23 protein-coding genes and 1 pseudogene are annotated in these 24,185 nt (G+C 61.7%); 15 read left to right on the top strand and 9 right to left on the bottom strand.

Annotation, left to right across the window (positions count from 1 at the left end; translation table 11 throughout):
* Positions 1-17 precede the first annotated feature (17 nt).
* The gene (locus AC3FLX_RS12230; protein ID WP_488696817.1) at positions 18-920 is read left to right on the top strand and encodes a LysR substrate-binding domain-containing protein; all 903 of its coding nucleotides are present in this window, start codon (positions 18-20) and stop codon (positions 918-920) included.
* A 73-nt stretch (positions 921-993) separates the two neighbouring features.
* On the opposite strand, the gene AC3FLX_RS12225 is transcribed toward AC3FLX_RS12230, so the two are convergent.
* Together AC3FLX_RS12225 and AC3FLX_RS12220 are read right to left on the bottom strand one after the other, a co-directional pair.
* Complete coding sequence (locus AC3FLX_RS12225; protein WP_488696815.1) at positions 994-2,376, bottom strand: dipeptidase; 1,383 nt, start codon at positions 2,374-2,376, stop codon at positions 994-996.
* Between the two features lie 309 nt (positions 2,377-2,685).
* Positions 2,686-3,750, bottom strand: a complete 1,065-nt coding sequence (locus AC3FLX_RS12220; protein ID WP_488696814.1) for a lactonase family protein — start codon at positions 3,748-3,750, stop codon at positions 2,686-2,688.
* Positions 3,751-3,818: 68 nt separating this feature from the next.
* On the opposite strand from AC3FLX_RS12220, the gene AC3FLX_RS12215 reads away from it, so the two are divergent.
* From AC3FLX_RS12215 to AC3FLX_RS12180, 8 genes are all read left to right on the top strand, one after another.
* The gene (locus AC3FLX_RS12215) at positions 3,819-4,019 is read left to right on the top strand and encodes a hypothetical protein (protein WP_488696812.1); all 201 of its coding nucleotides are present in this window, start codon (positions 3,819-3,821) and stop codon (positions 4,017-4,019) included.
* Positions 4,020-4,047: 28 nt separating this feature from the next.
* Positions 4,048-5,049 carry a Bug family tripartite tricarboxylate transporter substrate binding protein gene (locus AC3FLX_RS12210; RefSeq protein WP_488696810.1) on the top strand — a complete coding sequence of 334 codons (1,002 nt, stop codon included), beginning with the start codon at positions 4,048-4,050 and terminating at the stop codon, positions 5,047-5,049.
* A gap of 112 nt (positions 5,050-5,161) precedes the next feature.
* The gene (locus tag AC3FLX_RS12205) at positions 5,162-6,061 is read left to right on the top strand and encodes a GntR family transcriptional regulator (RefSeq protein WP_488696809.1); all 900 of its coding nucleotides are present in this window, start codon (positions 5,162-5,164) and stop codon (positions 6,059-6,061) included.
* A gap of 502 nt (positions 6,062-6,563) precedes the next feature.
* Entirely contained in the window at positions 6,564-6,983 is a 420-nt protein-coding gene (locus tag AC3FLX_RS12200) for a cupin domain-containing protein (RefSeq protein ID WP_092603358.1), read from the top strand.
* Positions 6,984-7,192: 209 nt separating this feature from the next.
* Positions 7,193-8,653, top strand: a complete 1,461-nt coding sequence (locus AC3FLX_RS12195; RefSeq protein ID WP_488696808.1) for a CitMHS family transporter — start codon at positions 7,193-7,195, stop codon at positions 8,651-8,653.
* Positions 8,654-8,704: 51 nt separating this feature from the next.
* Complete coding sequence (locus AC3FLX_RS12190) at positions 8,705-9,757, top strand: Ldh family oxidoreductase (RefSeq protein WP_488696807.1); 1,053 nt, start codon at positions 8,705-8,707, stop codon at positions 9,755-9,757.
* Positions 9,758-9,770: 13 nt separating this feature from the next.
* The gene (locus tag AC3FLX_RS12185) at positions 9,771-10,073 is read left to right on the top strand and encodes a putative quinol monooxygenase (RefSeq protein WP_488696805.1); all 303 of its coding nucleotides are present in this window, start codon (positions 9,771-9,773) and stop codon (positions 10,071-10,073) included.
* A gap of 73 nt (positions 10,074-10,146) precedes the next feature.
* Entirely contained in the window at positions 10,147-11,550 is a 1,404-nt protein-coding gene (locus AC3FLX_RS12180) for an aldehyde dehydrogenase family protein (RefSeq protein WP_488696803.1), read from the top strand.
* A gap of 39 nt (positions 11,551-11,589) precedes the next feature.
* On the opposite strand, the gene AC3FLX_RS12175 is transcribed toward AC3FLX_RS12180, so the two are convergent.
* Positions 11,590-12,342: an SDR family NAD(P)-dependent oxidoreductase gene (locus AC3FLX_RS12175; protein ID WP_488696802.1), complete on the bottom strand. Its 753-nt coding sequence runs from the start codon at positions 12,340-12,342 to the stop codon at positions 11,590-11,592.
* Between the two features lie 119 nt (positions 12,343-12,461).
* Here AC3FLX_RS12175 and AC3FLX_RS12170 point away from each other — a divergent pair, with 119 nt between their 5' ends.
* On the top strand, positions 12,462-13,418 hold the full coding sequence (locus tag AC3FLX_RS12170) for a LysR family transcriptional regulator (protein WP_488696801.1): 957 nt from the start codon (positions 12,462-12,464) through the stop codon (positions 13,416-13,418).
* A 99-nt stretch (positions 13,419-13,517) separates the two neighbouring features.
* Here AC3FLX_RS12170 and AC3FLX_RS12165 read toward each other — a convergent pair.
* From AC3FLX_RS12165 to AC3FLX_RS12150, 4 genes and pseudogenes are all read right to left on the bottom strand, one after another.
* Positions 13,518-14,881: pseudogene (locus tag AC3FLX_RS12165) on the bottom strand (sigma 54-interacting transcriptional regulator).
* 15 nt (positions 14,882-14,896) lie between these two features.
* Positions 14,897-16,576, bottom strand: a complete 1,680-nt coding sequence (locus AC3FLX_RS12160) for a TadG family pilus assembly protein (RefSeq protein ID WP_488696800.1) — start codon at positions 16,574-16,576, stop codon at positions 14,897-14,899.
* Positions 16,577-16,656: 80 nt separating this feature from the next.
* Positions 16,657-16,974 carry a DUF3613 domain-containing protein gene (locus AC3FLX_RS12155; protein ID WP_488696798.1) on the bottom strand — a complete coding sequence of 106 codons (318 nt, stop codon included), beginning with the start codon at positions 16,972-16,974 and terminating at the stop codon, positions 16,657-16,659.
* Complete coding sequence (locus AC3FLX_RS12150) at positions 16,971-17,210, bottom strand: hypothetical protein (protein WP_488697364.1); 240 nt, start codon at positions 17,208-17,210, stop codon at positions 16,971-16,973. Before AC3FLX_RS12150 ends, AC3FLX_RS12155 begins: the two co-directional genes overlap by 4 nt.
* Between AC3FLX_RS12150 and AC3FLX_RS12145 the strand changes: the two genes are divergently transcribed.
* On the top strand, positions 17,139-18,140 hold the full coding sequence (locus AC3FLX_RS12145) for a porin (RefSeq protein ID WP_488697334.1): 1,002 nt from the start codon (positions 17,139-17,141) through the stop codon (positions 18,138-18,140). The two genes, AC3FLX_RS12150 and AC3FLX_RS12145, sit on opposite strands and share 72 nt — an antisense overlap.
* A 107-nt stretch (positions 18,141-18,247) precedes the next feature.
* Here the strand turns inward: AC3FLX_RS12145 and AC3FLX_RS12140 are convergent, their stop codons facing one another.
* Positions 18,248-19,048 carry a YecA/YgfB family protein gene (locus tag AC3FLX_RS12140; RefSeq protein WP_488696796.1) on the bottom strand — a complete coding sequence of 267 codons (801 nt, stop codon included), beginning with the start codon at positions 19,046-19,048 and terminating at the stop codon, positions 18,248-18,250.
* Positions 19,049-19,311: 263 nt separating this feature from the next.
* On the opposite strand from AC3FLX_RS12140, the gene AC3FLX_RS12135 reads away from it, so the two are divergent.
* The 3 genes from AC3FLX_RS12135 to AC3FLX_RS12125 all read left to right on the top strand — a co-directional run bounded on the left by AC3FLX_RS12135 (position 19,312) and on the right by AC3FLX_RS12125 (position 21,505).
* Positions 19,312-19,599, top strand: coding sequence for a hypothetical protein (locus AC3FLX_RS12135; RefSeq protein WP_488696794.1), 288 nt, complete (start codon positions 19,312-19,314; stop codon positions 19,597-19,599).
* Between the two features lie 323 nt (positions 19,600-19,922).
* Complete coding sequence (locus AC3FLX_RS12130; protein WP_488696793.1) at positions 19,923-20,996, top strand: NAD(P)H-dependent flavin oxidoreductase; 1,074 nt, start codon at positions 19,923-19,925, stop codon at positions 20,994-20,996.
* 266 nt (positions 20,997-21,262) lie between these two features.
* Positions 21,263-21,505, top strand: coding sequence for a hypothetical protein (locus tag AC3FLX_RS12125; RefSeq protein ID WP_488696791.1), 243 nt, complete (start codon positions 21,263-21,265; stop codon positions 21,503-21,505).
* 206 nt (positions 21,506-21,711) lie between these two features.
* Here AC3FLX_RS12125 and AC3FLX_RS12120 read toward each other — a convergent pair whose 3' ends face one another.
* Positions 21,712-22,176: a YaiI/YqxD family protein gene (locus AC3FLX_RS12120; protein ID WP_488696789.1), complete on the bottom strand. Its 465-nt coding sequence runs from the start codon at positions 22,174-22,176 to the stop codon at positions 21,712-21,714.
* A 1,832-nt stretch (positions 22,177-24,008) separates the two neighbouring features.
* Here AC3FLX_RS12120 and AC3FLX_RS12115 point away from each other — a divergent pair.
* Positions 24,009-24,185: transposase (locus tag AC3FLX_RS12115; RefSeq protein WP_488697333.1), on the top strand; the 177-nt coding region annotated here is incomplete at its 3' end.

Genomic DNA, 24,185 nt, shown 5'->3' with positions numbered 1-24,185 from the left:
TACCAAAATGGCATGATATGACGCTACAACAACTTCGCTGCATCCAGGCCGTGATTGACCGCAAGCTGAGCGTTTCGGGCGCGGCGGAAGCGCTGCACACCACGCAGCCTGCGGTCAGCAAGCTGATTCGTGCGCTTGAGAACGAGATCGGTATCGATTTGTTCGTGCGGCGCGGAAACCGGCTGGTTGGCCTCACCGATGCAGGACAGGAAGCGGCGGCGCTTGCCAGGCGCGTCCTGAATGACACGCGCGCGTTGTCAAATCTCGCGCGTACTGCCCAGACGGTGAACAGCGGATCGCTGCGTATCGGCACTACACACATCCATGCCCGGTATGCGCTGCTCGATGTGATCAAGCGATTCCGATCTGCCTTTCAGGAGGTCGATCTGGAACTGGCGCAGGGCACACCCACGGAAATCCTGCGATGGGTTAGCGAAGGCGCTGTGGACCTTGGCATCTCCACGCTGCCAGAAAGCGTGCCCGAGGGCATCGTCACGCTCGATGCCTATCCGATTCGCCGTTGCCTGATCGTGCCCCGTGGCCATCCTCTATTGCGGCGGAAGAAGGTCACGCTCAAGGACATCGCGCAATACCCATTGGTGGCCTACGACGAGCGCTTCAATTCAGGCTGGAAGGTGCTACGCGAGTTCGAGCGCCACGGGCTCTCCCCACGTGTTGTGGTCAGGGCTACCGATGCCAATGTCGTCAAGGCATACGTTGCCGCTGGCCTGGGCGTTGCCGTACTTCAGCAGATGGCGCTGGAACCAGACAGGGACACTGACCTGGCGATGATCGAGACCGATATATTCCCCGAATCATTGGCGGTCATCAGCCTGCGTGCCGACCAGTTTGTACGCGGCTATATGCAAGCCCTGATCGACATGCTTTCGCCGAGCGGTGCGGCTGGCGGCAAGCGTTAGCCTATGCCGCCTGATGGCGACCGTTTGTCAGCGAAATCTGACAATGGGAGGCGCCGGAACTACGACATGCTGGTTAGCTCCGCACCGTAGCCGCGAAGACGCGCCGATAGTTTCCGCCCAGAATCTTTTCCGTTTCGGGCTGGGAAAAGCCGGCAGCCAGCAAGGCGCGGCCGAGCGAAGGCAATTGCGTATAGCTGGTGAAAACAGGCGGGGAGATAAATCCGAGCATATCGGTACCCAACCCTACGTGGTCGACACCCACTACATCGGCCATGCGCTTGAAGCCAAGTGCCATGTCTTGCAGGTCATGAAACGTACTGGAGTTTGGCCACACACCAATCACGCCGCCCGTATCGGCGACTGCCCGCGCATGATCGGCGGAAATCAGGCGACTGCGTCCATTGACGCGCGTGGCCAGCGCTGTGTGCGATAGGACCAATGGCTTGGTCGTCACCGCGGCCGCGCGCTTTACAAGATCGAAGGTTCCATGTGCCACGTCGACGACGATGCCCAGCGCATTGCAGCGGCGTACCACGTCGGCGCCGAAATCACTGAGGCCGCCATGAACCGGGGCTTCAGTCTGGATATCGCCGAGTTCGTTGACCCGGTAGTGCGTCAACTGAAGGTGCCGAAGACTATGAAGTGCAAAGGCTTCGTCGACACGCTCAAGTCTGCCTTCCAGGAAATCAGCGCCTTCTGCCGCAATGATCGCGCGAGGTCCGTTTGCGTCGGCCGACGTCAGTGCGCTCGCATGCGTGACGATGCTCAGCCGCTCATGCTCGACAAGCGCCTTCGCGCGCGCGAATTCATCCTGGGAAAGCTTATAAAGCTCGCCAGGCTCCGGCTTGCGCCACGCTTCGAAGCGTCGACGATCGGCGGAAACACGGGTGACAAGGGTATCCGTAACGATCGCAAGACAAACGACGTTCATGCCACCCGCGATCATTGGCGCGCTGACTGGTGTGAACGGACGATGCGCGCCAATCGCGGGATCGCGCGACACCGTTATGCGACCCGCATGGCTGTGCATATCAATCGTGACAAGACCGGCCGATGGGTGCCACGGCGTTGAATCGGATTCGCCCGGCCCGGACTGGTTTGAAGATCGACCGGAGGCGCAGGCTGCGAGGCCCAAAGCAGCCCCCAGAGCCAGAAACGCCCGCCGATTCGGCCTGAGCGTGGAGGTTGCGGCAGCGTCGGGCGTTAGCGCCAGCTCCGCATCTTCCAACCGATACCACCAGCCAGAGGGATCATCGTGCAGGCGCACGAGGCGGCCGCGCAGACGAACAGATCCCGCGTGAAGCGCCAGGTTGCCACTTGCGAAGACTTCCACGCTGGTCAGTGGGTCACACGGCGGACAACTGCCGCAGCAAGGCTCCTCCGCGGCCAGCAAGAAGTAGTCGACTGCCTCCACGCCTGGATCGAGCGGTACCATCCAGCCCACGAGCTCCACCATCGTCGAGTGCCGCGTGACCGCGGTATCGCTGCGAATTTCAGCCCAGTTCAGCGTGGTCGCTTTGTGGCGATTCACGGCGTCTCCTCGATGGTTGCTGTCGATCGTTGCGTTGAATCCGGCAAGGCCGGAGCCTGGAACGCCGCCAAAATAACATCAGACGGTATCGAGAAGCCAAGCCTGCGGTGGGGGTGTTAGACGCTTACAACACGGGATGACGCTTCATGGCCGGAGCCGTCGGTTCCACGGTGTCACTTCGCGGTCATCTCGTCAGGCGCGAAGGCATCGAGTACTCCTGCCGAGATACGTGCGTCAGAGCGCCACGAAAACCACGCAAGTTGGGCTGCCGGTGCTGGCTACTTGCTGGGACGCTCCCAAGGGGGTTCGGCATGACGCGTCATGGAATGGAAAGATGCGGATGGTGTCCGATCCCTCATGTGCGACTACGAGACCGGCCTGCGCTGGACCGAGAGTGATGAATCTCGGAATCTTCCCGTCGCAGGGCACCCATCCCGTCAATTGCGGTATCCCGGTCGCAGGGGCAATGGCCAACGTCGAAAGCGTTTCGTGCCCACGGTTGCTCACAAACAGGTGATCGCCGGCTTGGTTCAAAGCAATGCCTGCGGCCTGGTTGTGTCCCTTAAAGCCGCTTGGCAGCAAGTCCGACATCCCAACGAGTTTGCAATCCGATTCAGCGAGCTGGTAGGTAGCCAGCGTTGAGTCCAGCTCGTTGACGATGTAGAGCAATGGGCGAGATGGGTGAAGGATCCCGTGACGGGGGCCGGCACCCGGGCGAGCCGCAACGCGACGAACGGAGTCCTGCCGCCAAGTTCCGCGGATGCCGTCGAACTCGGCGAACCAAATGGCATCGGTCCCCTTGTCAGGGAAGACAAAGCGGTCTGTACCGGGCAAACGCAATACCTGGTGGGGGTGCGGACCACGCTGCTCACCAGCGTTCGGCCCGGGTTGGCCTGTGAAGTGGAGGGTGCTCGCGACGGGACCCAGATGGCCGTCGTCCATGACAGGAAGGGCAACGGCCGTTCCGCTCGCATAGTTTGCGACCACAAGGTCGGTGCCCGACTGGGTCAAGCATAGGTGGACCGGGTTGGTGCCTTGCGTGGATTGGGTATTTAGCCTGGTCAGGGAACCGTTGGCCTCGTCAATGCGAAATGCGCTGACTTCGCTTTCATCGCCGTGCACGCAGAAAAGACGAAGCCGCTCCTGGTCGACCAACAGATACGATGGATTGACCATGCCCGCAACGCTCTGCTGGTGGGTCCACCTTCCTTCTCCGTCGAGCAGGAACACTTCGATCCCCTGGCCTCGTGCATTGCGTTTAGCCGTCGTGCGGCAACCCGTATAAGCAATCGTTGGCATGTCTCGTCCTGATCCGCGCGCGTGTCAATGATGCGCGTAAATGCATTTATGAATCCTGAAAGGCAATAGTGAAGATCGCCGCCGGGGTAGTTTCGGCAAGCGATCCGCTGGCAATCCACTCGCTTGGAAAGCCTGATCGAGCGAAATTTACCTATGTAAACCCTAGATTTACTGAATTTCGTGGCGAAGAGGCCACGCGGATCGCGCCCGGCGTCCACGGATCGATTGCCACCCGGTTTTATGCATTCTTTGATCATAAAAAGAGATAAGCAAATAAAGTCAAACAGGAGACAACACATGACTTCCGTTCCCAACCAACGCCGTCGGACTCTCATGCAAGGCATTCTTGCGGCGCCGCTGGCCGGCATTGCTTCGATGTCCCCGCGTCTTGCGATGGCAGAGAGCGCCTTTCCCTCGAAACCCATTACGTTCATCGTGCCGCAGGCTGCTGGCGGTGGCGCGGATCTGCTGTGCCGGACGGTCCAAGGTAAAGCGCAAGGGTTGCTGGGGCAGCCTATCGTGATTGACAACCGACCAGGGGCCGCCGGGAACATCGGAACGGTCCTTGGCGCCCGTGCCGCACCCGACGGCTACACGATGACCTTCGTCAACCTGTCGACGATGGCGCTCAACCCGCACCTGTATTCGCGGCCGGGATACTCGGTGAGCGATTTCGATCCCCTCGTGTGGATGGCATCCGTGGCCAACATCCTGGTGGTCAATCCGAATGTGGCGGCGAAGAATCTGCAGGAGTTCATTGCGCTGGCAAAGTCCAGGCCCGGCAAGCTCGCGTACAGCTCCGCCGGCAACGGTAGCGGTAATCACCTGGGCGGCGAGATGCTCAAGTCGTTGGCAAAGATCGATCTTGTCCATGTGCCCTACAAAGGCGGTGCGCCGGCAGTCGTGGTGGTTCTGGGGGGAGAAGTGGATGCATGTATTGCGGACCCCCTTGCCGCACTACCGCACATCAAGTCCGGCAAACTTCGGGCCTTGGCTGTCACTTCGGCAAAGCGGGCCAGCGCCTTGCCCGACGTACCCGCTATGGCGGAAGCCGTCCCGGGATATGAGGCAACTTCCTGGGCGGGGGCGGTTGTGCCGAAGGGAACGCCTGCGGCGGTAAGCCAAAAGCTGAGCCTGGCGCTTCTGGCCGGGCTGAAGGACTCCGAGAACGCCAACAAGCTGCGGAGCCAACTCTACGAGCCGACCGCAGCCGGCGGAGCCGAATTCGCTGCCCTGATTCGAAAGGAAAACGACAAGTGGTCGAAGCTGATCCAGCAGCTGGGGATGCGCATTGACTGATCTGGTGGGAGCGTGGGCGATTGGCGGTTGTCATGGCAAAATGCCATTTGAATCGTTGACGCCGGGTGCCCCAAATGACTCGGTGGCCCTACCTCTAACCGCCGGTCGAACCATGAATCTCTCTCAACTGCAAACTCGCGTGGCGCGGGAAATCGTTGCCTTGGCGCGCCTGGACGCGCTTCGTGCCGGCGATCACCTTGCGGAGAGTGTTCTGGCCGAACGGATCGGGGTGTCGCGGTCACCAGTGAATGTTGCGCTGCGCTATCTTGTGGAGGTTGGCGCGGTTGTCCATGACCACAATCGCGGCTTCTTCCTGAACAAGAATGCCACCGATCTGTCGGCGATCGCCCAGGAGCTTTCGCAGGAGCCTGACGATCCGCTGCATCTGAAGATCGCGGAAGACCGCTTAAGCGGCGCACTGCCGGACTTTGTGACCGAAGCCGACATGATGCGGCAATACAATGTCGCGCGCAGTGCATTGCGCAAGGCGCTGTCCAAAATCCAGGAGGAGGGGTGGGTCGAACGCTCCATCGGGCATGGCTGGACGTTTCTGCCAATGATCGACTCGGCACAGGCCTACGAGGAAAGCTACCTCTATCGGACTGCCTTGGAACCCACGGGGCTTTTGAGCCCGTGGTTCCGCGCCGATCCTGTCGAGCTTGCCTCCTTGCGCCGCCAACAGAGCGCAATTGTGGAAGGCGGGTACAAGACCATGACACCGATCGAGCTGTTCGAGTCCAACAGTCGCTTTCACGAAACGATTGCCAAGTGGTCGGGCAATCGTTTTCTCGTGCAATCCATCAAGCGAATGGACTCGCTACGACGACTCATCGAGTACGGGCAGGCCAAAGACCGCAAGCCCCGCCAGGAGCAGGCGATCGAACACCTGGCTATCCTCGACGCCATTGCCGCGCAAGACAATTTGAAGGCGGCGGGATTGATGCGGGAGCACCTCGAAGGCGCTCGTCAACGAAAGGTGCGCAGCAAGTCCGTGTTCAAGAGCGCCGCCTGACCAACGCGTTCGCGCGCACTCTGCCTATTGCTGTTTCTTAACGCATAGAGCACTTCCAGGACCGCCTCGGTTCGACAACGCCGCTTCTGCTTCTCCCTTGGCTGCCGCAGTCAGCGCGGCGGCCAAGCACATTCCATCCCCATCCGTGCCGTCTATGGTCCTGAGCGCGACTTCGGGGGGGGGCCTTGACCCGTGCCGAGCGGGATGCGCGCACGACCGCTCCTAATCTCAATTATTGATGCACAAAGTGCATTTCTTGGTGGCTGCCGATTCGCTGTAATCACTTTGAGCGCCTATCTTTCACAGCGCTGCGGGTAAACGCCTAAGTTTTCCTCTTTGCATTATGTAATCACAAAAAGCTATACTTCGTTCAGCCAAGCAGCGCTGCAAATGGGATTTGCGCGCGGCACGGGATGCAAAGCGCTATCGCTCTGCGTCGTGATTCTTCCCCACGCAGCCAGCTCACCCGCAGCCGACCGCAAATCCAGATCGGAGACAAAGCATGACCAGCAAGACCCCTTCCGGCGCCGTCCTCCTGAAGCCCGAAACGCTGCCGACGCATGAGCGTGGCGGTGGCGCACGTACTACGCCGCTGGTCTCGCGTGAACTGGGCACGACCAGCTTCATCACTGGCTACACGTCGTTCGATGGTGGTGTGGAGATCCCCTTCCACAGCCATAACTGCCAGGAGAGCGTCGTTCTGATGGAAGGTGAGGCGATCCTGGATATCGATGGTCTCGAGTACCGTCTCAAGGCGCATGACGTCACCTTCATCCCGCCGAACGTCAACCACCGCTTCCGCAACGTGTCCAAGACCGAGCCAATGAAGATCATGTGGATCTACGCGACGGTCGACGCGACACGCACGCTGACCGAAACGGGCGCCACGAACCCGGTCTCGGCAGAACACGGCAAGCGCTGATCTTGCAACGCCGATAGCTCCATCTCAGGTCTGCGGCCGATAACCGCGGACCTTGCAGCGCGAGGAACCGACCCGGATCAAGCCGGGGCGAAGGGCTCGTGCGCCCTCAAAAAATATGACCGGCCGACGAGCCAATGTCTCGTCAGTCCCCACAGGCAAATTAGCAAGTCATACCCGCCTGCCGGTCCAGACAACGACGCGAGACAACGATGCTGGTAATTCTCGGTTTCGGCATGATTGCCGCATTCATGACCCTGATCATGGCCAAGCGGCTCACGCCGGTGGCAGCGCTCATCCTGGTGCCGATCGTCTTTGGGCTGATCGCTGGTGGAGGACTCGACCTTGGGCAGTCGATCATCAAGTCCATCAAGACCGTGGCGCCGACGGCATGCCTGCTTTTCTTCGCCATTATTTACTTTGGCATGATGATCGACGTCGGCATGTTCGACCCGCTCATCAAGCTGATTCGGCGATTCGTCCACAATGATCCGATCCGTCTTGCGATCGGCACGGCGCTCCTCACCGCGATTGTGTCGCTCGACGGTGACGGCTCGACGACGTTCATCATCGTGACTTCGGCCTTCCTGCCGATCTACCTCCGGCTTGGCATGAACCCCTGGGTGCTGACATGTATCGCAGCGACAGCCAATGGCATCTTCAACACGGTGCCGTGGGGTGGTTCTACCGCACGCGCCGCAGCGGCACTCAAGCTGAACCCCGTGGACATCTTTGTGCCGATGGCACCCGCGATCTTCGCTTCCGTGTGCGCGTTGCTGTTTCTTGCATACGTGCTGGGACGGGCGGAACGTACGCGGCTCGGAATTCTTGCCATCCAGCCTGACTCTGGTCTACTGGGCTCGGGTGCGCGGCGGCCGGCGGCTACGTCCGGTTCGTCGAGCTTCGGCGGTACCCAGGCGGGTGCCATGACCCTGCCACATCCTGGCGGCATGGCCTCCATGCGCGTGGACGCATCCGCTGCGTCGTCGTGCAAGGATGACGATGACTTTTCCGCGCCCTTCTCGAATGACGGGCACATTATCAAGCGCCCCCATGCTCGTCCGCACCTCGTGTGGGTCAACGCGCTTCTGACGCTGGCCGTGATGACGCTCCTCGTTATCGAGGTAATTCCGTCGCCGGTGGTTTTCCTGATTGGCGTGGCCGTTGCACTCGTCATCAACTTCCCCCGCGTGGCGGATCAGTCCGAGCAGATCAAGTCTCACGCTTCGAGCATCGTCGGCGTGGTCGGCATGGTGTTTGCGGCGACTGTGCTCACGGGTGTGCTGAGCGGAAGCGGGATGGTTGAAGCGATGGCCAAGTGGCTCGTGGCAATCATCCCGGCGTCCTGGGGACCCCATTTGGCTATCGTGACTGGGGTCATCAGCATTCCGATGACTTTCTTTACCAGCAACGACGCCTTCTACTTTGGCGTGCTGCCGATCCTCGCGGAGACCGCCTCGCACTACGGTATCTCGGCAGTAGAGATGGCGCGGGCCGCAATCGTCGGGCAGCCTCTGCACCAATCCAGTCCGCTTGTGCCTTCCTTTCTTCTGCTTGCAGGCCTCGCCAAGGTCGAGCTCGGTGAGCACGCCAGGAAGACCATCTGGCGCGCCGTTGCGGTCGGGCTGGTCATGCTGATTGTGGGCGGACTGACCGGCGCCTATCCCATCTGACCGGCCCGGTCGTCACCCGAAAAACGAACATCGCATTATCTGGAGATTGACATGCCAACCACCGTTCACGCCGAAGCATTGACCCGTTTCGGGACAGCGGTTCTTGAATCCCTCGGTGTCCCTACCGAAGACGCACACCTGTTGGCGGATAGCCTGGTGGTCGCGGAACTCTGGGGCCACTCCTCGCACGGCATGCTCCGTCTGCCCTGGTATGTAGAGCGCCTGCGCAGCGGCGTCATGACGGCCGTCACAAAGCCTGAAATCGTGATGGACGGCGGCGCGGTGACTGTCATGGACGGTCACCACGGCATTGGCCAGGTACTGTCGGCAAATGCCGTCGAACTCGGCATTCATCGCGCTCGCCAGCACGGCATCAGCGCCGTCGGCGTCCGCAACTCAAACCACTTTGGCACGGCTGCGTACTTCACGCGTATGGCGGCCAGGGAGGGTTGCGTGGCGATGTTCGCCACGAACGCCAGCCCCGCTATGGCCCCGTGGGGCGGCAAGGCCAAGAGTATCGGTACGAATCCTTGGTCCATCGCGGCGCCGGCCGGCAGCCGTGGCGTCGCGGTGATGGACATCGCGAACACCGCCGTGGCGCGCGGCAAGATCTACCTCGCTGCCGAGCGCGGCGTCGAGATTCCGAATACCTGGGCGGCAGACGAAGACGGCGTACCGACGACTGATGCCAGGGAGGCCATTCACGGCCTGATTCTGCCGATGGCAGGTCACAAGGGCTACGTCATCTCCTTCATGATGGACGTCCTTGCCGGTGTGTTGACTGGCAGCCACTTCGGCTCCAATGTCGCAGGCCCCTATGAAGCGAACCGCCCCAGCGGCTGCGGACACCTCCTGATCACGATCGACGTCAAATCGACCATGCCGCTCGCTGAATTCGAGCAGCGTATGGAGGCGCTGATCGACGAGGTCAAATCGGTTCCAAAGGCCCACGGTATTGAAGAGATCTTTTTCCCAGGCGAGCTTGAGGACCGGAACACGGTTCATCTGAAAGAGGCCGGCATCTCACTTGCCGATACCACCTGGCAAAGCATGGTCAAGCTTGCTACCGAAACCGGCACGGCACTTCCGGCCGCCAACACCTGAAAAGGATTTATCGATGATCGCCCTGATTGTTTCCCTCGACGTCTATCCGGAACGCCTCGAAGAATTCCTTGCTGCAATCAAGGAGAACGCCACACGTACGTTCAATGATGAAGTCGGCTGCAAGTACTTCGATGTCACGCAGGACACGAAGAATCCGCATCACTTCATGTTCTATGAACTCTATGACGACGAGGCGGCCATCGACGCCCATCGGGCCGCGCCGCATTTTGCCGAATGGCGCAAGGCAGCAGATCGCTGCGTGGTGAAGGGTAGCCAGGTCAACACGATCTGCTCCCAGCTCTTCCACCACGCCTGAAGCAACGATAGCGCCCCGCGCGAAAGTGGCTTCGAGGCGCAGGTACCGAACGATACTGGCAGACAGGATAGCCATGACCAATACCAACACCAATACCATTACGACCTATAACCCGAGCACCGGAGCAGCCCTTCAAACCTACGAAGGGTGGGGTGCGGAGCAAATCGAACACGCTGTCGATGCCGGGCACGCTGCCGCAGCGGCGTGGGGCAAACAGCCGCTCGAAGTCCGCGTCGCGGCCGTGCGCCGCCTCGCTGAAGAACTGCGCCGGCAAAGCAAGTCGTTCGCTGAACTGATCACTGCGGAGATGGGCAAGGTTGGCGCGGAGGCCGCCGGTGAGATGGAGAAGTCCGCAGTCACAGCGCTCTACTACGCAGACAATGCCGAGCGCATCCTGGCTGATGAGAAGGTCAATATCGATGGCGTCGATGCCTGGGTCAGCTATGAACCCATCGGCCTCGTACTGGCCGTCATGCCTTGGAATTTCCCGGTGTGGCAGGTGATGCGATTCGCTATTCCGGCGATTACCGCAGGCAACGGCGTCTTTCTGAAGCATTCACCCAATGTCACGGGCTGCGCACTGGCTCTTGAGCGATTGTTCCTCGATGCCGGCGTGCCGAAGAACGTGGTGACTACGTTGGTCGTGGCCGAACCGCAGGTACCCCAGGTCATCGACGGACTGATCCAGGATGATCGCATTGCAGCCGTTACGCTGACGGGCTCGAACCGCGCTGGTGCGGCTGTTGGCGCTGCCGCGGGACGCGCGTCCAAGAAGTCCGTCCTGGAATTGGGTGGCTCGGATGCTTTCATCGTTCTGGACGACGCGGATCTGACGACAGCCGTGGCCGCGGCCGTCAAGGCGCGTTTTCACAATGCCGGCCAAAGTTGCGTATGCGCCAAGCGATTCATCGTCTCCGAAGGCATCGCCAAGGCGTTCGCTGAGCGTTTCGTGGAAGCCACGAAGAACCTGGTCGTTGGCGATCCAACCCATTCGGCAACCCAGATGGGACCGCTCGCGCGTCAGGATTTGCGTGACGCTCTGGATCGCCAAGTCCAGCAGTCGCTGGAAGCGGGCGCGGTCCTGCTGGCTGGGGGCAAGGCCGTGGAAGGGCCGGGCAACTTCTACGAAGCAACGGTCCTGGGCAACCTGCAACCGGGTATGGCGGCGTTCGATGAAGAGACCTTCGGGCCCCTGGCCGCCATCGCCGTCGCCAAGGATGATGCCGATGCCGTGCGACTGGCAAACGCAACCCCGTTTGGGTTGTCCGTGAGCGTGTGGGCGGGCTCAAACAAGCGGGCCTTGGCCGTTGCCAAGCAAATCACGAGCGGCGCAGCGTTCATCAATGCCATCACGGCATCGGACGCGCGGATTCCGTTTGGCGGTACCAAGAAGTCCGGTTACGGCCGAGAACTGGCCGCCGCGGGCATCCGTGAATTCACGAACGCTCGCACCTACTGGGCAGTTGCTCCCAAGTAAGGATCTGCCGGCGGCGACCCAAGTCGCCGCCGGCTGCCCTTAAACCTGCGCCTGTCCGCCGTCCACGAACAGTTCCGCACCGTTCACGAAGCTTGCATCGTCGGATGCAAGGAAGAGGGCGGCCCCCGCGATTTCCGCCGGCTCGCCCACACGCCCCATCGGGATGCGTGAGGCGAGATAGTCCAGCAGTCCCTGCTGTTGCGTGGCGTCCGGCCCGGCCAGTTCCACCAGACCCGGCGTGCGCGTGGCGCCCGGGCTGATGGTGTTGACGCGGATGCCGCGGTCCTTCAGGTCCAGAATCCAGCTACGCGCAAAAGCACGGATGGCCGCCTTGGACGCGGAATAGACACTGAATGCGGCCGTGCCCTCGATGGTGGTCGTCGACCCCGCCAGAATCACCGATGCGCCCTTGGCCAGCAGCGGCAGCGCTTTTTGCACCGTGAACAGGGTGCCCTTGACGTTACGGTCGAAGGTGTCGTGGTAGTGCGCTTCCGTGATGTCGCCAAGCGGCACCATCGTACCGCCGCCGGCATTGGCGAACAGCACGTCCAGGCGCCCCCGCTCGGCGCCGATCTGCTTGTACAGCGCATCCAGCTCCTCGGGCTTCGACGAATCCACCCGGACGCCAGTCGCGTTGCCAATGGCATCGACGGCTGCGTCGAGTTCAGCCTGCCGGCGACCCGTCACATACACATGCGCGCCTTCGGCGGCGAAGCGCTTGGCCGTGGCCAATCCGATGCCACTCGTGCCGCCAGTGACGAGTGCGATCTTGTTTGCGAGCTTGCCGGTCATGATGCTTCTCCTTGTCTGATGTCAGAAGGTTCTGAAAGGGTGATGCGATGTGAGAAGAATATCGACGCACTCGACTTTTCGAAATAGAATTGATCGCAAACCATCGTTGCAAAAATGAAATGACGAAGTTTCCGGATTTCGAAGGGCTGGCCATGTTCGCCAAGGTTGCGGAGGAAGGGTCATTTGCGGCGGCCGCCCGCGCAATGGGGGTTTCGGTGGCGACCGTGTCGCGCGGCGTCGCCAGACTCGAAGCGCGGCTCGGCGGGCGGCTTTTCAATCGCACGTCCCGGCAACTGGCGCTGACAGAATTCGGCGCCACGATCGCCGAGCAGGCGGGCGATCTCTATCGGCAGGCGGAGGCCGCGGAGAATGTCGCCCGAGAACTGTCGGTCAAGCCACGCGGGCTGATCCGGCTTGCGGTGCCGATGTCCTTCGGCGTCCGATGGGTGGCACCGCTGCTGCCCGGTTTCTTCGAAGCCTACCCGGAAGTGTCGATCGACCTGCATCTGTCCGATGCCACGGTAGACATCGTGGCGCAAGGATTCGATGCCGCGCTGCGGATCGCCGCACTACCGGATTCCTCGTTGATTGCGAGGCAGTTGTGTCCCGTTTCGCAGATCGTCGTCGCTGCGCCGGAATATCTGCATCGCTTTGGCCGCCCGACCCATCCCCGCGACCTCGCCGGCAGGACATGCTTTTCCTATGCGTATCGTGCGCGGAGCGATGTGTGGCGGTTCGTCAATGACGCGGGCGAAGAACATCCGGTGACACCGGTCGGCCCGTTGCGGGTGACCAACTCGGAAGCGTTACTGCCAATGCTGCTAGCGGGGCAGGGGATTGCTGAACTGCCGGAGTTCATGGCCGGCGAGTATCTGGCCGATGGACGGCTGGAGACGCTTCTGCATGGCTGGCACCTCACGCGCGGAGGCTTGTATTTCGTGACGCCCTCGGCACGTGCCAGGCCGGCAAAGATTACGGCGCTGGCGGACTACTTTGCCGAACACTTGTCGTCGCCGGCCTGGGCCGGGCAGCAAGATGCAAAGCCGCGTGCGCGAGGGCGACGCAAACCGGGGTGAGCAACAACATGCCTTGCCTGGGATATCGGCGGAAAGTGCGGGGGCCAGTCCTTACGGCGCACACGACTGATCGAAACCTGTGCAGGAAGCCAGCGGCTGTCAGACCGGCTCCGCTTCGCTGTCGGCAATCTGGAATTTCCGCATCTTCTCCCATAGCACCTTGCGACTGATGCCCAGGCAGGCCGCCGTGTCCTGCCGGCGCCAGCCGTTTGCATCGAGCGCGGCGATGATGCGGCGGCGTTCCTCGCTATCGCCGCGCGGGTCGCCGCGCTCGGTGCCGTCGAACGCGCCGGGGCGCAGCCCCCGAAACAGCGGGCGAATGCGCTCTTCGTCCCAGCCACCGAACTGCCGCACGGTGATGCCCACGCGCTCGGCCAGGTTGCGCAGCTCGCGCACATTGCCGATAAAGTAGGCCGTACCCACAGCGCCTTTGAGCCAGTCCGGCATCGGCGGCAGCGCATCGTACGTGGCCGGCCCCATCATATGGCGCAGGAAGGATTGCAGCAGCCCGACCTTGTCGCCCGGGCCGCGATCCTCAAGGCTCGGGATCTGCAATTCGATCACGGCCAGCCGGAAATAAAGATCCGCGCGGAAGCGCCCGTCGCGCACCGCTTCGCGCAGATCCTTGTTGGTGGCCGCTACAAGCCGGAAATCGAGTTTCACGGCAATGGTCGACCCAAGCCGCGTCAGTGCATTTTCTTCCAGTACACGCAGCAACTTGACCTGCTGGAACAGCGGCAGGTCACCAATTTCGTCCAGGAACAGCGTGCCGCCCGTCGCCTGCTCGAAGAAGCCGCGGTGCGCGAACATGGCGCCGGTGAATGCGCCCTTGGCATGACCAAAGAACTGCGACTCGAACAGTCCGTCCGGGATGGCACCACAGTTCACGGCCACGAACGGCCCTTTGCCATAGTGGCTGTTCCGTTCGTGGAACAGGCGCGCGATGCGCTCCTTGCCCGCGCCGGTCTCGCCATACAGCATCACGTTGCTGTCGAAGTTGGCGAAAGTGTCCACCTGCTCAAGCAATTGCGTCATCGCGGCCGATTCCGCCACCAGGTCCGCCACATCGGGCCGGGCCTCGGCCGCGGCCAACAGCTGTGGCATCAGCTTGGCAATCTGGTTGCGCAGATCGGCACCGTTGAAGTCATGAGGCAGGATATGCGCGTACTCCGGCGGAAGCGGCCCGGATCGTTCTCGCGGTCCGGCGCGCCAACCCAGATCACGGGCATGCCGTGCGCGGCTTCCCAGTCCAGCGTGAACTTGGCCGAACCGATCGCCGAGGCGCTGATTACGGCAATACACGGCTTTACGCGCGCCTCGTGGGGCAACGCGTCAAGCGCGCCCGCGCGTACCACCTCGGCACCTAGCGGCGTCAGGAAGCGCGCCACGCGGTCGGCGATTTCGTACTGGCCTTCCCACACATGGACTTCAAGGTTCTCGTAGGCCCAGCGCTCTGCTTTCATGGTCGTCAAGACTTTTCAAAACACAAGTTCGGCGTTGTTGCAGTCCACGCCGTTGAGCCGGACATCGGCGTTTGCAATGTCGATACCCAGCGTGTTTAACAGCCACATCGCAACGCTATTGAGTAAAGCGCCCACTGGCACGATCAGCGGTGTCAGCAGGTCACCCGGCGCCAGGCCGAGTCCTTTCTGGCCGAACAGATCCACCGATAAAACCGGATTGAGATTTCGCACCAGATCGCCAACGGTCTGGCTGACTGGCGCAACCGCCGATGTGGAAGCCTCGGCGCCGGGATGAAGAACGACGTCGCTGCCCGGCGTGACCGTCGCGCTCTGTCGCTTCGGATACACGATCAGGTTCGCCTGCCCCACGCTTTCCGGAATCAGCGGTGGTATTGCCAGCGTCAGGACGCTGACCTTCCCGAGCGTGCGCTGACTGGCCGGCGTGCATTCGCGCTGGTTGTCGGTCAGGCACGATTCCAGCAGCGTTGGATCGACCCGGATGGTCGCGGTCCGCTGGGCTGGCGTGGCGGCGCATTGGATGGCGGTCAGATCGCCCTTGGCCTTGGCGGCTTTCAGGAGCAGCGGCAGATCGACACTGGCGGACACCAGCGGCGGCAGGCCGACATTGGCGTGCACGGCAAGGTTCAGGCCCAGTTGCGCCGTGCTCGCGGTGGTCTTCCATGAGCCGTCGGCAAGCTGCTTCGCGGGGCCGACCGCCACCTTGGGTGGATCGATGACGGTCAGTGACGCGGTTCCGGTAGCGCTGCCCAGCGGCGCAAGCGGCACGGTCAGGTTGGGAATATTGAGCGCCACGGCGCTGGTGCCCCGCGCCACGTAAGCGGCCGTTGTCAGCAACGACGCCACATTGACGGCCACCTCGGCAGCCGATGACGCGGCCGGCGTCAGCACACCGAGATCGAGCAGTTGCGCCAGCGTCAGATTGGTGCCCACGCCGTTGAGTCCCAGTTGTGTCTCCGGGCTACCGAGCGCCGCGCCAAGCAGGGACTGCTTGCCTGCGGCAGTCAGAACGAGGGCATAGAACTCCCGGATCGAAAGCGTGGTGTTGAGCAGTTCGTCCACCGTGCCCGCCCGGGCCTGCAGTCGCAGTTGCTCAAGCGAGACATTGGCGCTCGCCAGACCCTGCCAATCGATGGCTGAAAGACTGACGGTATTGCCAAGCAGCAACCCCAGAACGCCACTCGCGGAATTCAGGTTCAGTACACCGCTCCCGATGGAAAAAGACGCAACAGGCGGGCTGCCGGCCGCGATGGCCTCGGCGTGCAACTGCCGCGACTGTCCGCCCGGCAGCACGAACATCAACGGCACCGTCAGCGTTGCCTGCACACGTACGGCATTGGGCGACACCCGTGTGGCGTCGTAGCCGGCATTGAAGTGCCGCACGCTATCGCCGTTTGCCGGATCGGCTGGGTCCCAAAGTCCCAGGCAGGCGCGCATGCCATCGCCCTGGCCCGCTGACGCATCCGCACAATCCGGACTCACCGCATGGTTGTAGCCGTTCTGGCTGGCCGCTGCCGTCACCGATGCCATGACGTTGAGCGTGGTGGTGTCCAGCTCATCGGCACGCTTGAGTTGCTGCGCACCGGACAACGCGGCCAGGTCTACCGACTTCTGCAACTGCCGCTGACTGTAGAACAGGAAGCCGACATCGATCGACACCAGGGCACCGATGGCCACGGTGGCAATCAGCGCGGCGCCATCAGGCTGACGGCGCCGCGCTGGCGACGGATGCTGGCACGCGCGGGCATGACAGGCGGCTACTGTCCGTTCATTGGCTGCTGGCTGCCGGCGCCGCCGCGCAACGGGCTCCCCGTGGCCATCGTGGTGAAGAACTCCGGCAACGGATGCGTGAAGCTGCGCATGTAGCGTGCGTAGCCGAGCGCGGCCTGATCGCCGGTCAGCGGCTGCATCGGCCCGGCTTGCGAGCCATCGCGTTGAATGTCGAGCAGTGTGCGCGTGGTCTCGCCCACCGGCGCGTCGCTCGCGCGCGTGGCGCCAGGCGCCGATGGTTGCTGGGCCATGACGGGCGCGGCGAGCATTGCCACGACAAACAGGCCATACCGAATGCGATTCATGGATTGGCTCCTGCATTGAGCGCCACGGCCTGCGTGGACGCATGGTTCGGTATCGCTTGCGGATTGGCGCGCGGCGCTGCCTTGTCGCGTATCTGCGCGGCTTTTGCGACACGATCCGCTTCCTTGCGGATGGCCGTGCGCGTGGGTTCCGGCATGGCAGCACGCTGCATCATGGCGGTGGCCTCGCGGTCACGTTGTATGGCCTGGTCGATACGGGCATCGAATTCCTGAACCATGCAGGTACCAACGGCTCTGGCTCTGTGTATCGCCTGTCGCCCGGCAACGTGACCGGATCGCGCTGGGGCCTACGCGGGAAGGAAGACCTGGGCGGCGGGCTCAGTGCTGTATTCGTGCTGGAAAGCGGCTTCAACAGCGACACCGGCACGTCAGGGCAGGGTGGTCGCCTGTTCGGGCGGCAAGCCTACGTGGGTTTGCAGAATCAATGGGGACTGATCTCGCTGGGCCGGCAGATCAACACGCTCTACGATCTGTTTGTGCCGCTCGATCCCGTGCGCTACACCAGCTACGGGCTACTGGCGCAGGACGCGCAGTTTGCCAACCGTGCGGACAACGCGATCAAGTACACCGGCAACTTTGGCAACCTGACCATCACCGGCATGTACAGCGCGGGCTACGACTCGACGATCGCCAGCGGCAGCGAAGTGCCAGGCAATCCTCGCATCGGACAGGAAATCGGTGCAGGCACGTCGTATACCATTGGCAAGCTTGGCATGGTGCTGGCCTACGACCAACGGCGCGGTACTTCGGCCGCGTCGGCAGAAAACATCGAACGGCGTTACGCCACCGGCCTGCTGTGGACCGATGGAGCCTTCACCGCCACGGCCGGCTATCGCTTTCTGCAGGGCACGATTGCCACGCCGTCGCTGCGCGCCCATCTGTACTGGATTGGCGGGTCATACAACTTCACGCCCGCGTTCGTGGTGCGCGCTGGCGTCTATCGCACTGACCGCCGCGACTCTTCCAACGATGCCATGAGCTATGCCCTGGCAATGGCCTATACGTTGTCGAAGCGCCCGGACCTCTACCTCAACGCCTCGTTCATGGACAACAAGGGGGCATCCACGCTCGGCGTGGTGAACGGCGGAACGGTGGCGCCCGGTGTCAACCAGACCGGCGTGGTCGCCGGGATCAGGCACATTTTCTGAGGCTTTGGAGGGGCGGCCTAATGGTGACGCGACGGGATCCGAAAGGGTTAGCTTGTAGCAGTATCGGCCCGTCGTCGGAATGAATGGGGGCTGACACTGTGAATCCGTTATTTCCCGTGGCACTTCTTGAACTTCTTGCCGCTGCCGCAAGGGCACGGGTCGTTGCGGCCGGGCTGGTCGCCCCTCACCGCGGCCTCCACGCGCGGGCCCAGGCTCTTCCAGATCTGGCGCAGGTCGTAGACAGCCCAGATCGCCTCGCCGAAGGTTTCCACGCGCGCCTGGCTGGTGCTGGGCGGGCCATCCTCGCTGAACATGCAGACCTCGGGCTGGCCGGTGTCGGCCTCGGTCAGGGCGACAATGGCGTCGAGCGCGTCGTCCAGCCACTGGGCGGCTTCCTTGTCGCGTGGGGCGGCCCATTCCTCGGGCCAGTTCTCCACCACGAACATGAAGCCCAGCGCCCACACCTGGCCAAACGACGGGATTTCCCGTCCCTCTATCTCCGCGCGCTCTTCCTGGGGCAGGCTCAAGATGGCGCCGCGCATGTCCATGACCTCGGGATGGAAGGTGTGTTCGTCCTCCAGCGTCTCCAGGGGCTGGTCGAGCTGATGCTCCACCTCGTTCCATCGACGCTGCCACAGTTCCATGAAGCGGGTCTGCTGGGCCGCTTCACGGAACGCCGGCAGCAACGGCAGCGGGCTGCCCTCGGTCACGTCGAGCGCCGCGCCGTCGCCCAGCAGCATGGGCAGGTAGTCGGCAGCCGGGATGCGGCGGCGCGTGCAGACCAGGGCGGTGAGAAAGCCGTCGCAGAACTCCCATTGCGGGATTTCATCAGCGCGCTGGCGCAGGTCGTCCAGCAGATCGTCAAGCTCCTGGAGTTCGTCGGGCGTCAGGGCGGTGGCTTCGGTCATAAGGCGGGTTCTCGTGGTGCGGGGTGGGGATGCACTAGACGCATCGCCGCGAAGTATAGCGCGGCCCCTTTTGCAGAAGGGCGTCGTACGGATGGTCGTCCTTGATAGCGGCACGTTTAGTCGTCTGTAACGCGCCCTGCCTCTGCAGAAACAATCCTTACGGATTGTCACGAGTTAGCAGTCAACTGAGCGTGAGGCTGCCCCGTTTTTTGGCTAAGCGCGGCACATCGCAGCGCCTAAACCTCTCAGAAGGATTGTCGATCATGAAGAAGCTGTTTGCTGCCGTTGCCGCTTTCGCCATCACTGGTGCCGCCTTTGCTCAAGGGGTTGCCCCGGCTGCCGCCACGGTCGCTCCCGCGGCGCCGGCCACTCCGGCAGCTACGGCGCCGGCTGCGAAAGCGCCTGCCGCTACCGCGACCCACAAGCACGCCGCCAAGCACGCCAAGGCAACCAAGGTGAGCGCCGAGAAGGCTGCTGCGCCGGCCAAGGCCGAGAAGGCTACGGTCAAGGCAGAAAGCGCCGCGCCCGCAGCCGCTGTCAAGAAGCAGTAATCGCGAGCCAGTAGCCAGTAGGCCTGCGGGTTGACGCCACAGGCGCGCCCGCAAAGAAAACAGCCGACGATGTCGGCTGTTTTCTTTTGGAGGATACCGTAGGCGCTCCCAGACCGACCTTAGGCATTTGTCACCAGAGCACAGAAGGGCTGAATCGGCCGAAAACCTCGGCCCCAATGGAGATGATTGTCGTAGGCGACTCGAGACGAGAGACCGGCTGAAGAACTGAAGCCCGTGATTGATGAAGGGAGCGTCAGGGAACGTCTGGATCTGCCGAATCGGGCACAATGTCGCACGAGACTGATCCCCTGTCCGAGAACACTATGCGCATGCTTCCGTCCCGCCTCCCGATCATTCAGGCGCCGATGGTGGGCTCCCTGAGTCCACTGGTGATTGCCGTCAGCGAAGCCGGTGGGCTCGGCTCGCTTGCCTGCGCAGCGCTTGGTGCGGAGCAGCTTCGAGAACAGATGCAGGCCATCCGCGCGGCCACATCGGCCCCGTTCAACGTCAATTTCTTCTGCCACACGCCGCCCGATGCGGACGATGAAGCCGAGGCACGGTGGGTGGCGCGGTTGGCACCGTACTACGAGGAAGCTGGCCTGAGCTTGTCTGCCGCACAGCGCGCAGCCGGGAGGGCGCCGTTCGATGCGGCGATGTGCGAGGTGCTGGAAGAGATGCAACCGGCGGTGGTGAGCTTTCATTTCGGTCTGCCGGAGGAGAGCCTGCTGTCGCGCGTGCGTGCCACGGGCGCCACGATCCTGTCATCGGCCACCACGGTCGAGGAGGCGCGCTGGCTGGAGGCGCGTGGAGTCGACGCTGTCATTGCGCAAGGCGCGGAAGCCGGCGGCCATCGGGGCATGTTCCTGACCGATGACATCGGCGCCCAACCGGGCCTCTTTGCGCTGTTGCCGCAAGTGGTGGACGCGGTCAAGGTGCCGGTCATTGCCGCTGGCGCCATTGCCGATGGTCGAGGCATAGCAGCGGCATTTGCGCTCGGCGCCAGCGCGGTCCAACTGGGTACTGCCTACTTGCTGACGCCTCAGGCCGGCCGGTCCGAACTGCACCGCGCGGCGATACGCGCTGGGCGCGACGACATGACGCGTCTCACCAACCTTTACACAGGACGGCCGGCACGCGGGCAGATGACGCGGTTCATGCGTGAGCAGGGACCGATGAACCCCGAGGCCCCGGCGTTCCCACGCGCTACCGGTGCGATCGATCCGGTACGCGCCATCTTCGAGAAGGCGGGAAAAGACGATCTCTCGCTGCTGTGGTCCGGAGAAGCGGCAGCTCTTGCCCGCGAGGAAGACGCTGGGGTGTTGACGCGCCGTCTTTGGGATGACGCCTGCGATCTTGCGCGCGGACTGTCAGGAGCGTTCCCTGGCCAACGAGGGTGAACACCCGAGTGCTGCTGTTGGCAATCGTAGTCTTAAGGTCAGTTGCCGGTAGGCCAACTCCGGTTGCGGTGCCACATCAGTGCGATAGCCATCTACCGCGCAGCTTCGGGCTATGTCCTAACCCAACAAGGACCGGTACTCGATCGATGATATGGCTCAGTAGGCGCAGCAATTTGCATGAGATCGGCTATGAACCGGTATGCAGAATGTCTCCGTTTCGGAACAGCGGGAATTCGTACACGACTATCTCGTTTTGAGACACCACTATGACCTCCAAAGGTATCCAGTTCGAATATGACGCAGAGAAGGAATGCTTGCTCGTGAAATATCCCGACAAGCCGATGCTGCGAGCCTATGAAATTCATAATCGGACGTTGATGAATATGACGTTCGCTGAGGCGGCGGCATTTATCGGAGAGAAGGTTCTCCTAATGCACCCAGTTTACAAAGAAATGTTTAAGGATTATTTGTGGTCGGATGATGGGAATGTGCCGCCAAAGAAGCCATAAGCCACAAAGAATGCCCGGAGCGGACGAGCAAGGCGCATTGAGATCGGGCCGGTCACCCGGTCCTAGCCTTGTGGTCGACGATTGCAGGGTCTGTTCATGGATGCATAACGGACGCTGACCGACCAAATTGGCAATGGCAGTTCCTGGCCGGCAAGAGACCTCCCGGAACCACACTACCAGCTCCAGCTTGCTGTGGGTTGCACGCTTCAGGTGGTCGCACCTGGAGACGCATGGCGTGCCAGGAACCGATCCAATTGGCCAGCGAATGCCTTGCTATCCTGTGCGGCGTATGGCGCCGGACCGCCGGTGTCGATGCCAGAGCTGCGGAGCTGGTCCATCACCTCACGCATCGTTAGGCGCTCCTGGATGTTCTCACGGCTAAACCAGCTTCCTCGTGGGTCGAGCACATAAGCGCCTTTTTCGAGGGCGGCGGCGGCAAGAGGTATGTCCGCCGTAATCACGAGGTCACCGTTGCTGACCAATTCGACGATACGGTCATCGGCAGCGTCGAAGCCGGCCGGCACTTGCAGTGCCTTGATAAAGCGAGACGGCGGCGTGCGCATATACGTATTTGCTACCAGCGTGACGCACACTTCGACTCGCTGCGCGGCCCGATACAACATTTCCTTGACAACAACAGGGCAGGCGTCTGCGTCAACCAATACTTGCATCGCGGTATTTCCAGTCGAGGGAGGAAGCGCTCATATTACTGCCTGCACGCGTTTCGATGGGAACACCGACGTCGGGCGGTGGGCGGTACGTGCACCGACAGCAATCCCGGACCGATGAGCCATTCGTAGCGGTACCGTGCTGGCCGCCAGTCATCCAGCCGGTTCTGACCGACCCTTAGCGGATATTCGTTCTGTCACCAAGCGACCGTTCAACTGCAACAGTCGGTTGCTTGCGCTCCGAGCGTTCCCTGTCTAGATAACGAGATTTGCTGTCGACTCCAGTATCTTCGCGGACCGTTGCCTTACACGTATAGCGTCGTCGGATTCAATCAATACGTGAATCGTCTCGCGCAATTCACGTTCGCTCGGGGGATCAATGAGCACAGGTCGGATTTGGCGAAGATACACGGTTCGCGGATCCGCGATTGCACAAAGGGCATCGAGAGCCACCAGACTCAGAGGCCGGCCAGACCTGAACCAGGTTTCGGCTCGCCTCCAACTCAGATTCGAGGCCGCGGCTAGGTTTCCCCAAGACTCGGTGACGCCAGATGGGACGTGAGCTTCGATCCAGTCCAGCGTTTTGATTGAGCGGAACTGGGCCAAAGTTCCAAAATGCAGCGAACGATGTTCGGGCGACATCTGTTGGAGTGCCGCAGCCGTCCGCTCGAAGCCTGCTTCGAGGGGCAAACAGTTCACGGTCGCATCCACTAGACTTCTAAATGATGCGCGCTCCGGAAAGAGTTGCCACGCCAATTCCGTCACGTCCGCGCATTCGGGCCCGATCAATGCCGCTACCCGTAGTGCCACGGAGCATCGTGTCAAGCTGCCTGGCGTCGTGAGCTGTGTGCGCAAACAGCGCGCAACATCTTCAGATGGCAATGCGCGCCACGCAGCCTGGACGCTTTCATCCAGCGCCCATCGGGTGGTCGAGTAATCCAGAAGCAGTTCCGGTGAGTCACGAAACTGGTCCAGCCCAGGAGCTGGGTATTTTTGGGGTTCCTCTACATCATCAAGCGGCTTAATGGCCTCCCCATCCTGATCGTAGAAGTCGTCATGGAGAAGATATTTCTCCCATCCATGCCTCTTAGTCAGATTGAACCACTCTACGGGTCGGAGCGACCTGCCCATCAGTCGGATATGACATTGTTCACAAACGACATATGGGTCATCTGGTTCATCGCAGGATTCTTGTACTTGAGATGGGAGCAACTCGCATGCATGGCAAATGGGCATATCCGCACGTTCTCAGGGCATCATTTTTAGGCATTCTCATCCAACAGCCAGCAGACCGGACTGCCATTGATCGGCGAGCCACGCAGTCCAATTCTCCGCGAGCCCTACTGATGACCGACGACCGATCGTTTAGTGATCGAACGCGCTTCAATAACCCCGCTTTTGCTAGACCGTATTGCCGGATTGTGTGCAATTCTGCCGAGGATGTCGACCGCCCGCTCCTGGCCGGTCTCAGTCCCCGGACTACCCGGCCAGGAGGGCAGCGCCAAAGGCGACTTCCGATGCCTTCCGACACTAAGCAGATCCTCGAAATTCTCAACGGTGGTCACTCCCTCGGAAGGGAAATTTAATGGACCCGTCATCCGGCATGTACTAAAGACCCTGTTCTAGGGGGGAACATGGCACGTCACGAACTTGTAGAAATCGAACTGGGTGACATTGAATCAGTCGCGCAGTTGCACGCGAGATTGATGGTGCAGTTGCGGTTTCCAGATTGGTACGGAAATGGAGCGGCCCCTTGAATCTCAGGACACCCGGCACCTCTTAAAATAAGAGGTAGTCTTGTGACTAGTTTCAAGCCTAGGCAAATTGTGGAAAGCATCGAAGTTCTGACCGAACCTGAGCGGCGGCGGCGCCGTTCAGTTCAAGAAAAGCTCGCCATCGTGCAGGAAACGATGGAACCGAGAGCCACGGTTTCGGCGGTCGCCCGACGGCACGGGCTCAATCCCAATCAGGTGTTCGCGTGGCGCAAGCAATACCAGGAGGGGAGCCTGGCC

Source organism: Cupriavidus sp. 291-E7 (genome assembly GCF_057798835.1).
The sequence above is the reverse complement of the archived record's forward strand: the minus strand, read 5'-3'. Positions and strand labels throughout refer to the sequence as shown.

What these genes read in the sequence shown, in the direction of transcription:
- AC3FLX_RS12195 (WP_488696808.1), top strand. Translation starts at nt 7,193, where the DNA reads ATGCTGGTAATTCTCGGTTTCGGCATGATTGCCGCATTCATGACCCTG.
- AC3FLX_RS12170 (WP_488696801.1), top strand. Translation starts at nt 12,462, where the DNA reads ATGACGAAGTTTCCGGATTTCGAAGGGCTGGCCATGTTCGCCAAGGTT.
- AC3FLX_RS12140 (WP_488696796.1), bottom strand. Translation starts at nt 19,048, where the DNA reads ATGACCGAAGCCACCGCCCTGACGCCCGACGAACTCCAGGAGCTTGAC.
- AC3FLX_RS12190 (WP_488696807.1), top strand. Translation starts at nt 8,705, where the DNA reads ATGCCAACCACCGTTCACGCCGAAGCATTGACCCGTTTCGGGACAGCG.
- AC3FLX_RS12180 (WP_488696803.1), top strand. Translation starts at nt 10,147, where the DNA reads ATGACCAATACCAACACCAATACCATTACGACCTATAACCCGAGCACC.
- AC3FLX_RS12220 (WP_488696814.1), bottom strand. Translation starts at nt 3,750, where the DNA reads ATGCCAACGATTGCTTATACGGGTTGCCGCACGACGGCTAAACGCAAT.
- AC3FLX_RS12225 (WP_488696815.1), bottom strand. Translation starts at nt 2,376, where the DNA reads ATGGTGGAGCTCGTGGGCTGGATGGTACCGCTCGATCCAGGCGTGGAG.
- AC3FLX_RS12120 (WP_488696789.1), bottom strand. Translation starts at nt 22,176, where the DNA reads ATGCAAGTATTGGTTGACGCAGACGCCTGCCCTGTTGTTGTCAAGGAA.
- AC3FLX_RS12130 (WP_488696793.1), top strand. Translation starts at nt 19,923, where the DNA reads ATGCGCATGCTTCCGTCCCGCCTCCCGATCATTCAGGCGCCGATGGTG.
- AC3FLX_RS12125 (WP_488696791.1), top strand. Translation starts at nt 21,263, where the DNA reads ATGACCTCCAAAGGTATCCAGTTCGAATATGACGCAGAGAAGGAATGC.
- AC3FLX_RS12155 (WP_488696798.1), bottom strand. Translation starts at nt 16,974, where the DNA reads ATGAATCGCATTCGGTATGGCCTGTTTGTCGTGGCAATGCTCGCCGCG.
- AC3FLX_RS12185 (WP_488696805.1), top strand. Translation starts at nt 9,771, where the DNA reads ATGATCGCCCTGATTGTTTCCCTCGACGTCTATCCGGAACGCCTCGAA.
- AC3FLX_RS12175 (WP_488696802.1), bottom strand. Translation starts at nt 12,342, where the DNA reads ATGACCGGCAAGCTCGCAAACAAGATCGCACTCGTCACTGGCGGCACG.
- AC3FLX_RS12210 (WP_488696810.1), top strand. Translation starts at nt 4,048, where the DNA reads ATGACTTCCGTTCCCAACCAACGCCGTCGGACTCTCATGCAAGGCATT.
- AC3FLX_RS12150 (WP_488697364.1), bottom strand. Translation starts at nt 17,210, where the DNA reads ATGGTTCAGGAATTCGATGCCCGTATCGACCAGGCCATACAACGTGAC.
- AC3FLX_RS12135 (WP_488696794.1), top strand. Translation starts at nt 19,312, where the DNA reads ATGAAGAAGCTGTTTGCTGCCGTTGCCGCTTTCGCCATCACTGGTGCC.
- AC3FLX_RS12200 (WP_092603358.1), top strand. Translation starts at nt 6,564, where the DNA reads ATGACCAGCAAGACCCCTTCCGGCGCCGTCCTCCTGAAGCCCGAAACG.
- AC3FLX_RS12205 (WP_488696809.1), top strand. Translation starts at nt 5,162, where the DNA reads ATGAATCTCTCTCAACTGCAAACTCGCGTGGCGCGGGAAATCGTTGCC.
- AC3FLX_RS12230 (WP_488696817.1), top strand. Translation starts at nt 18, where the DNA reads ATGACGCTACAACAACTTCGCTGCATCCAGGCCGTGATTGACCGCAAG.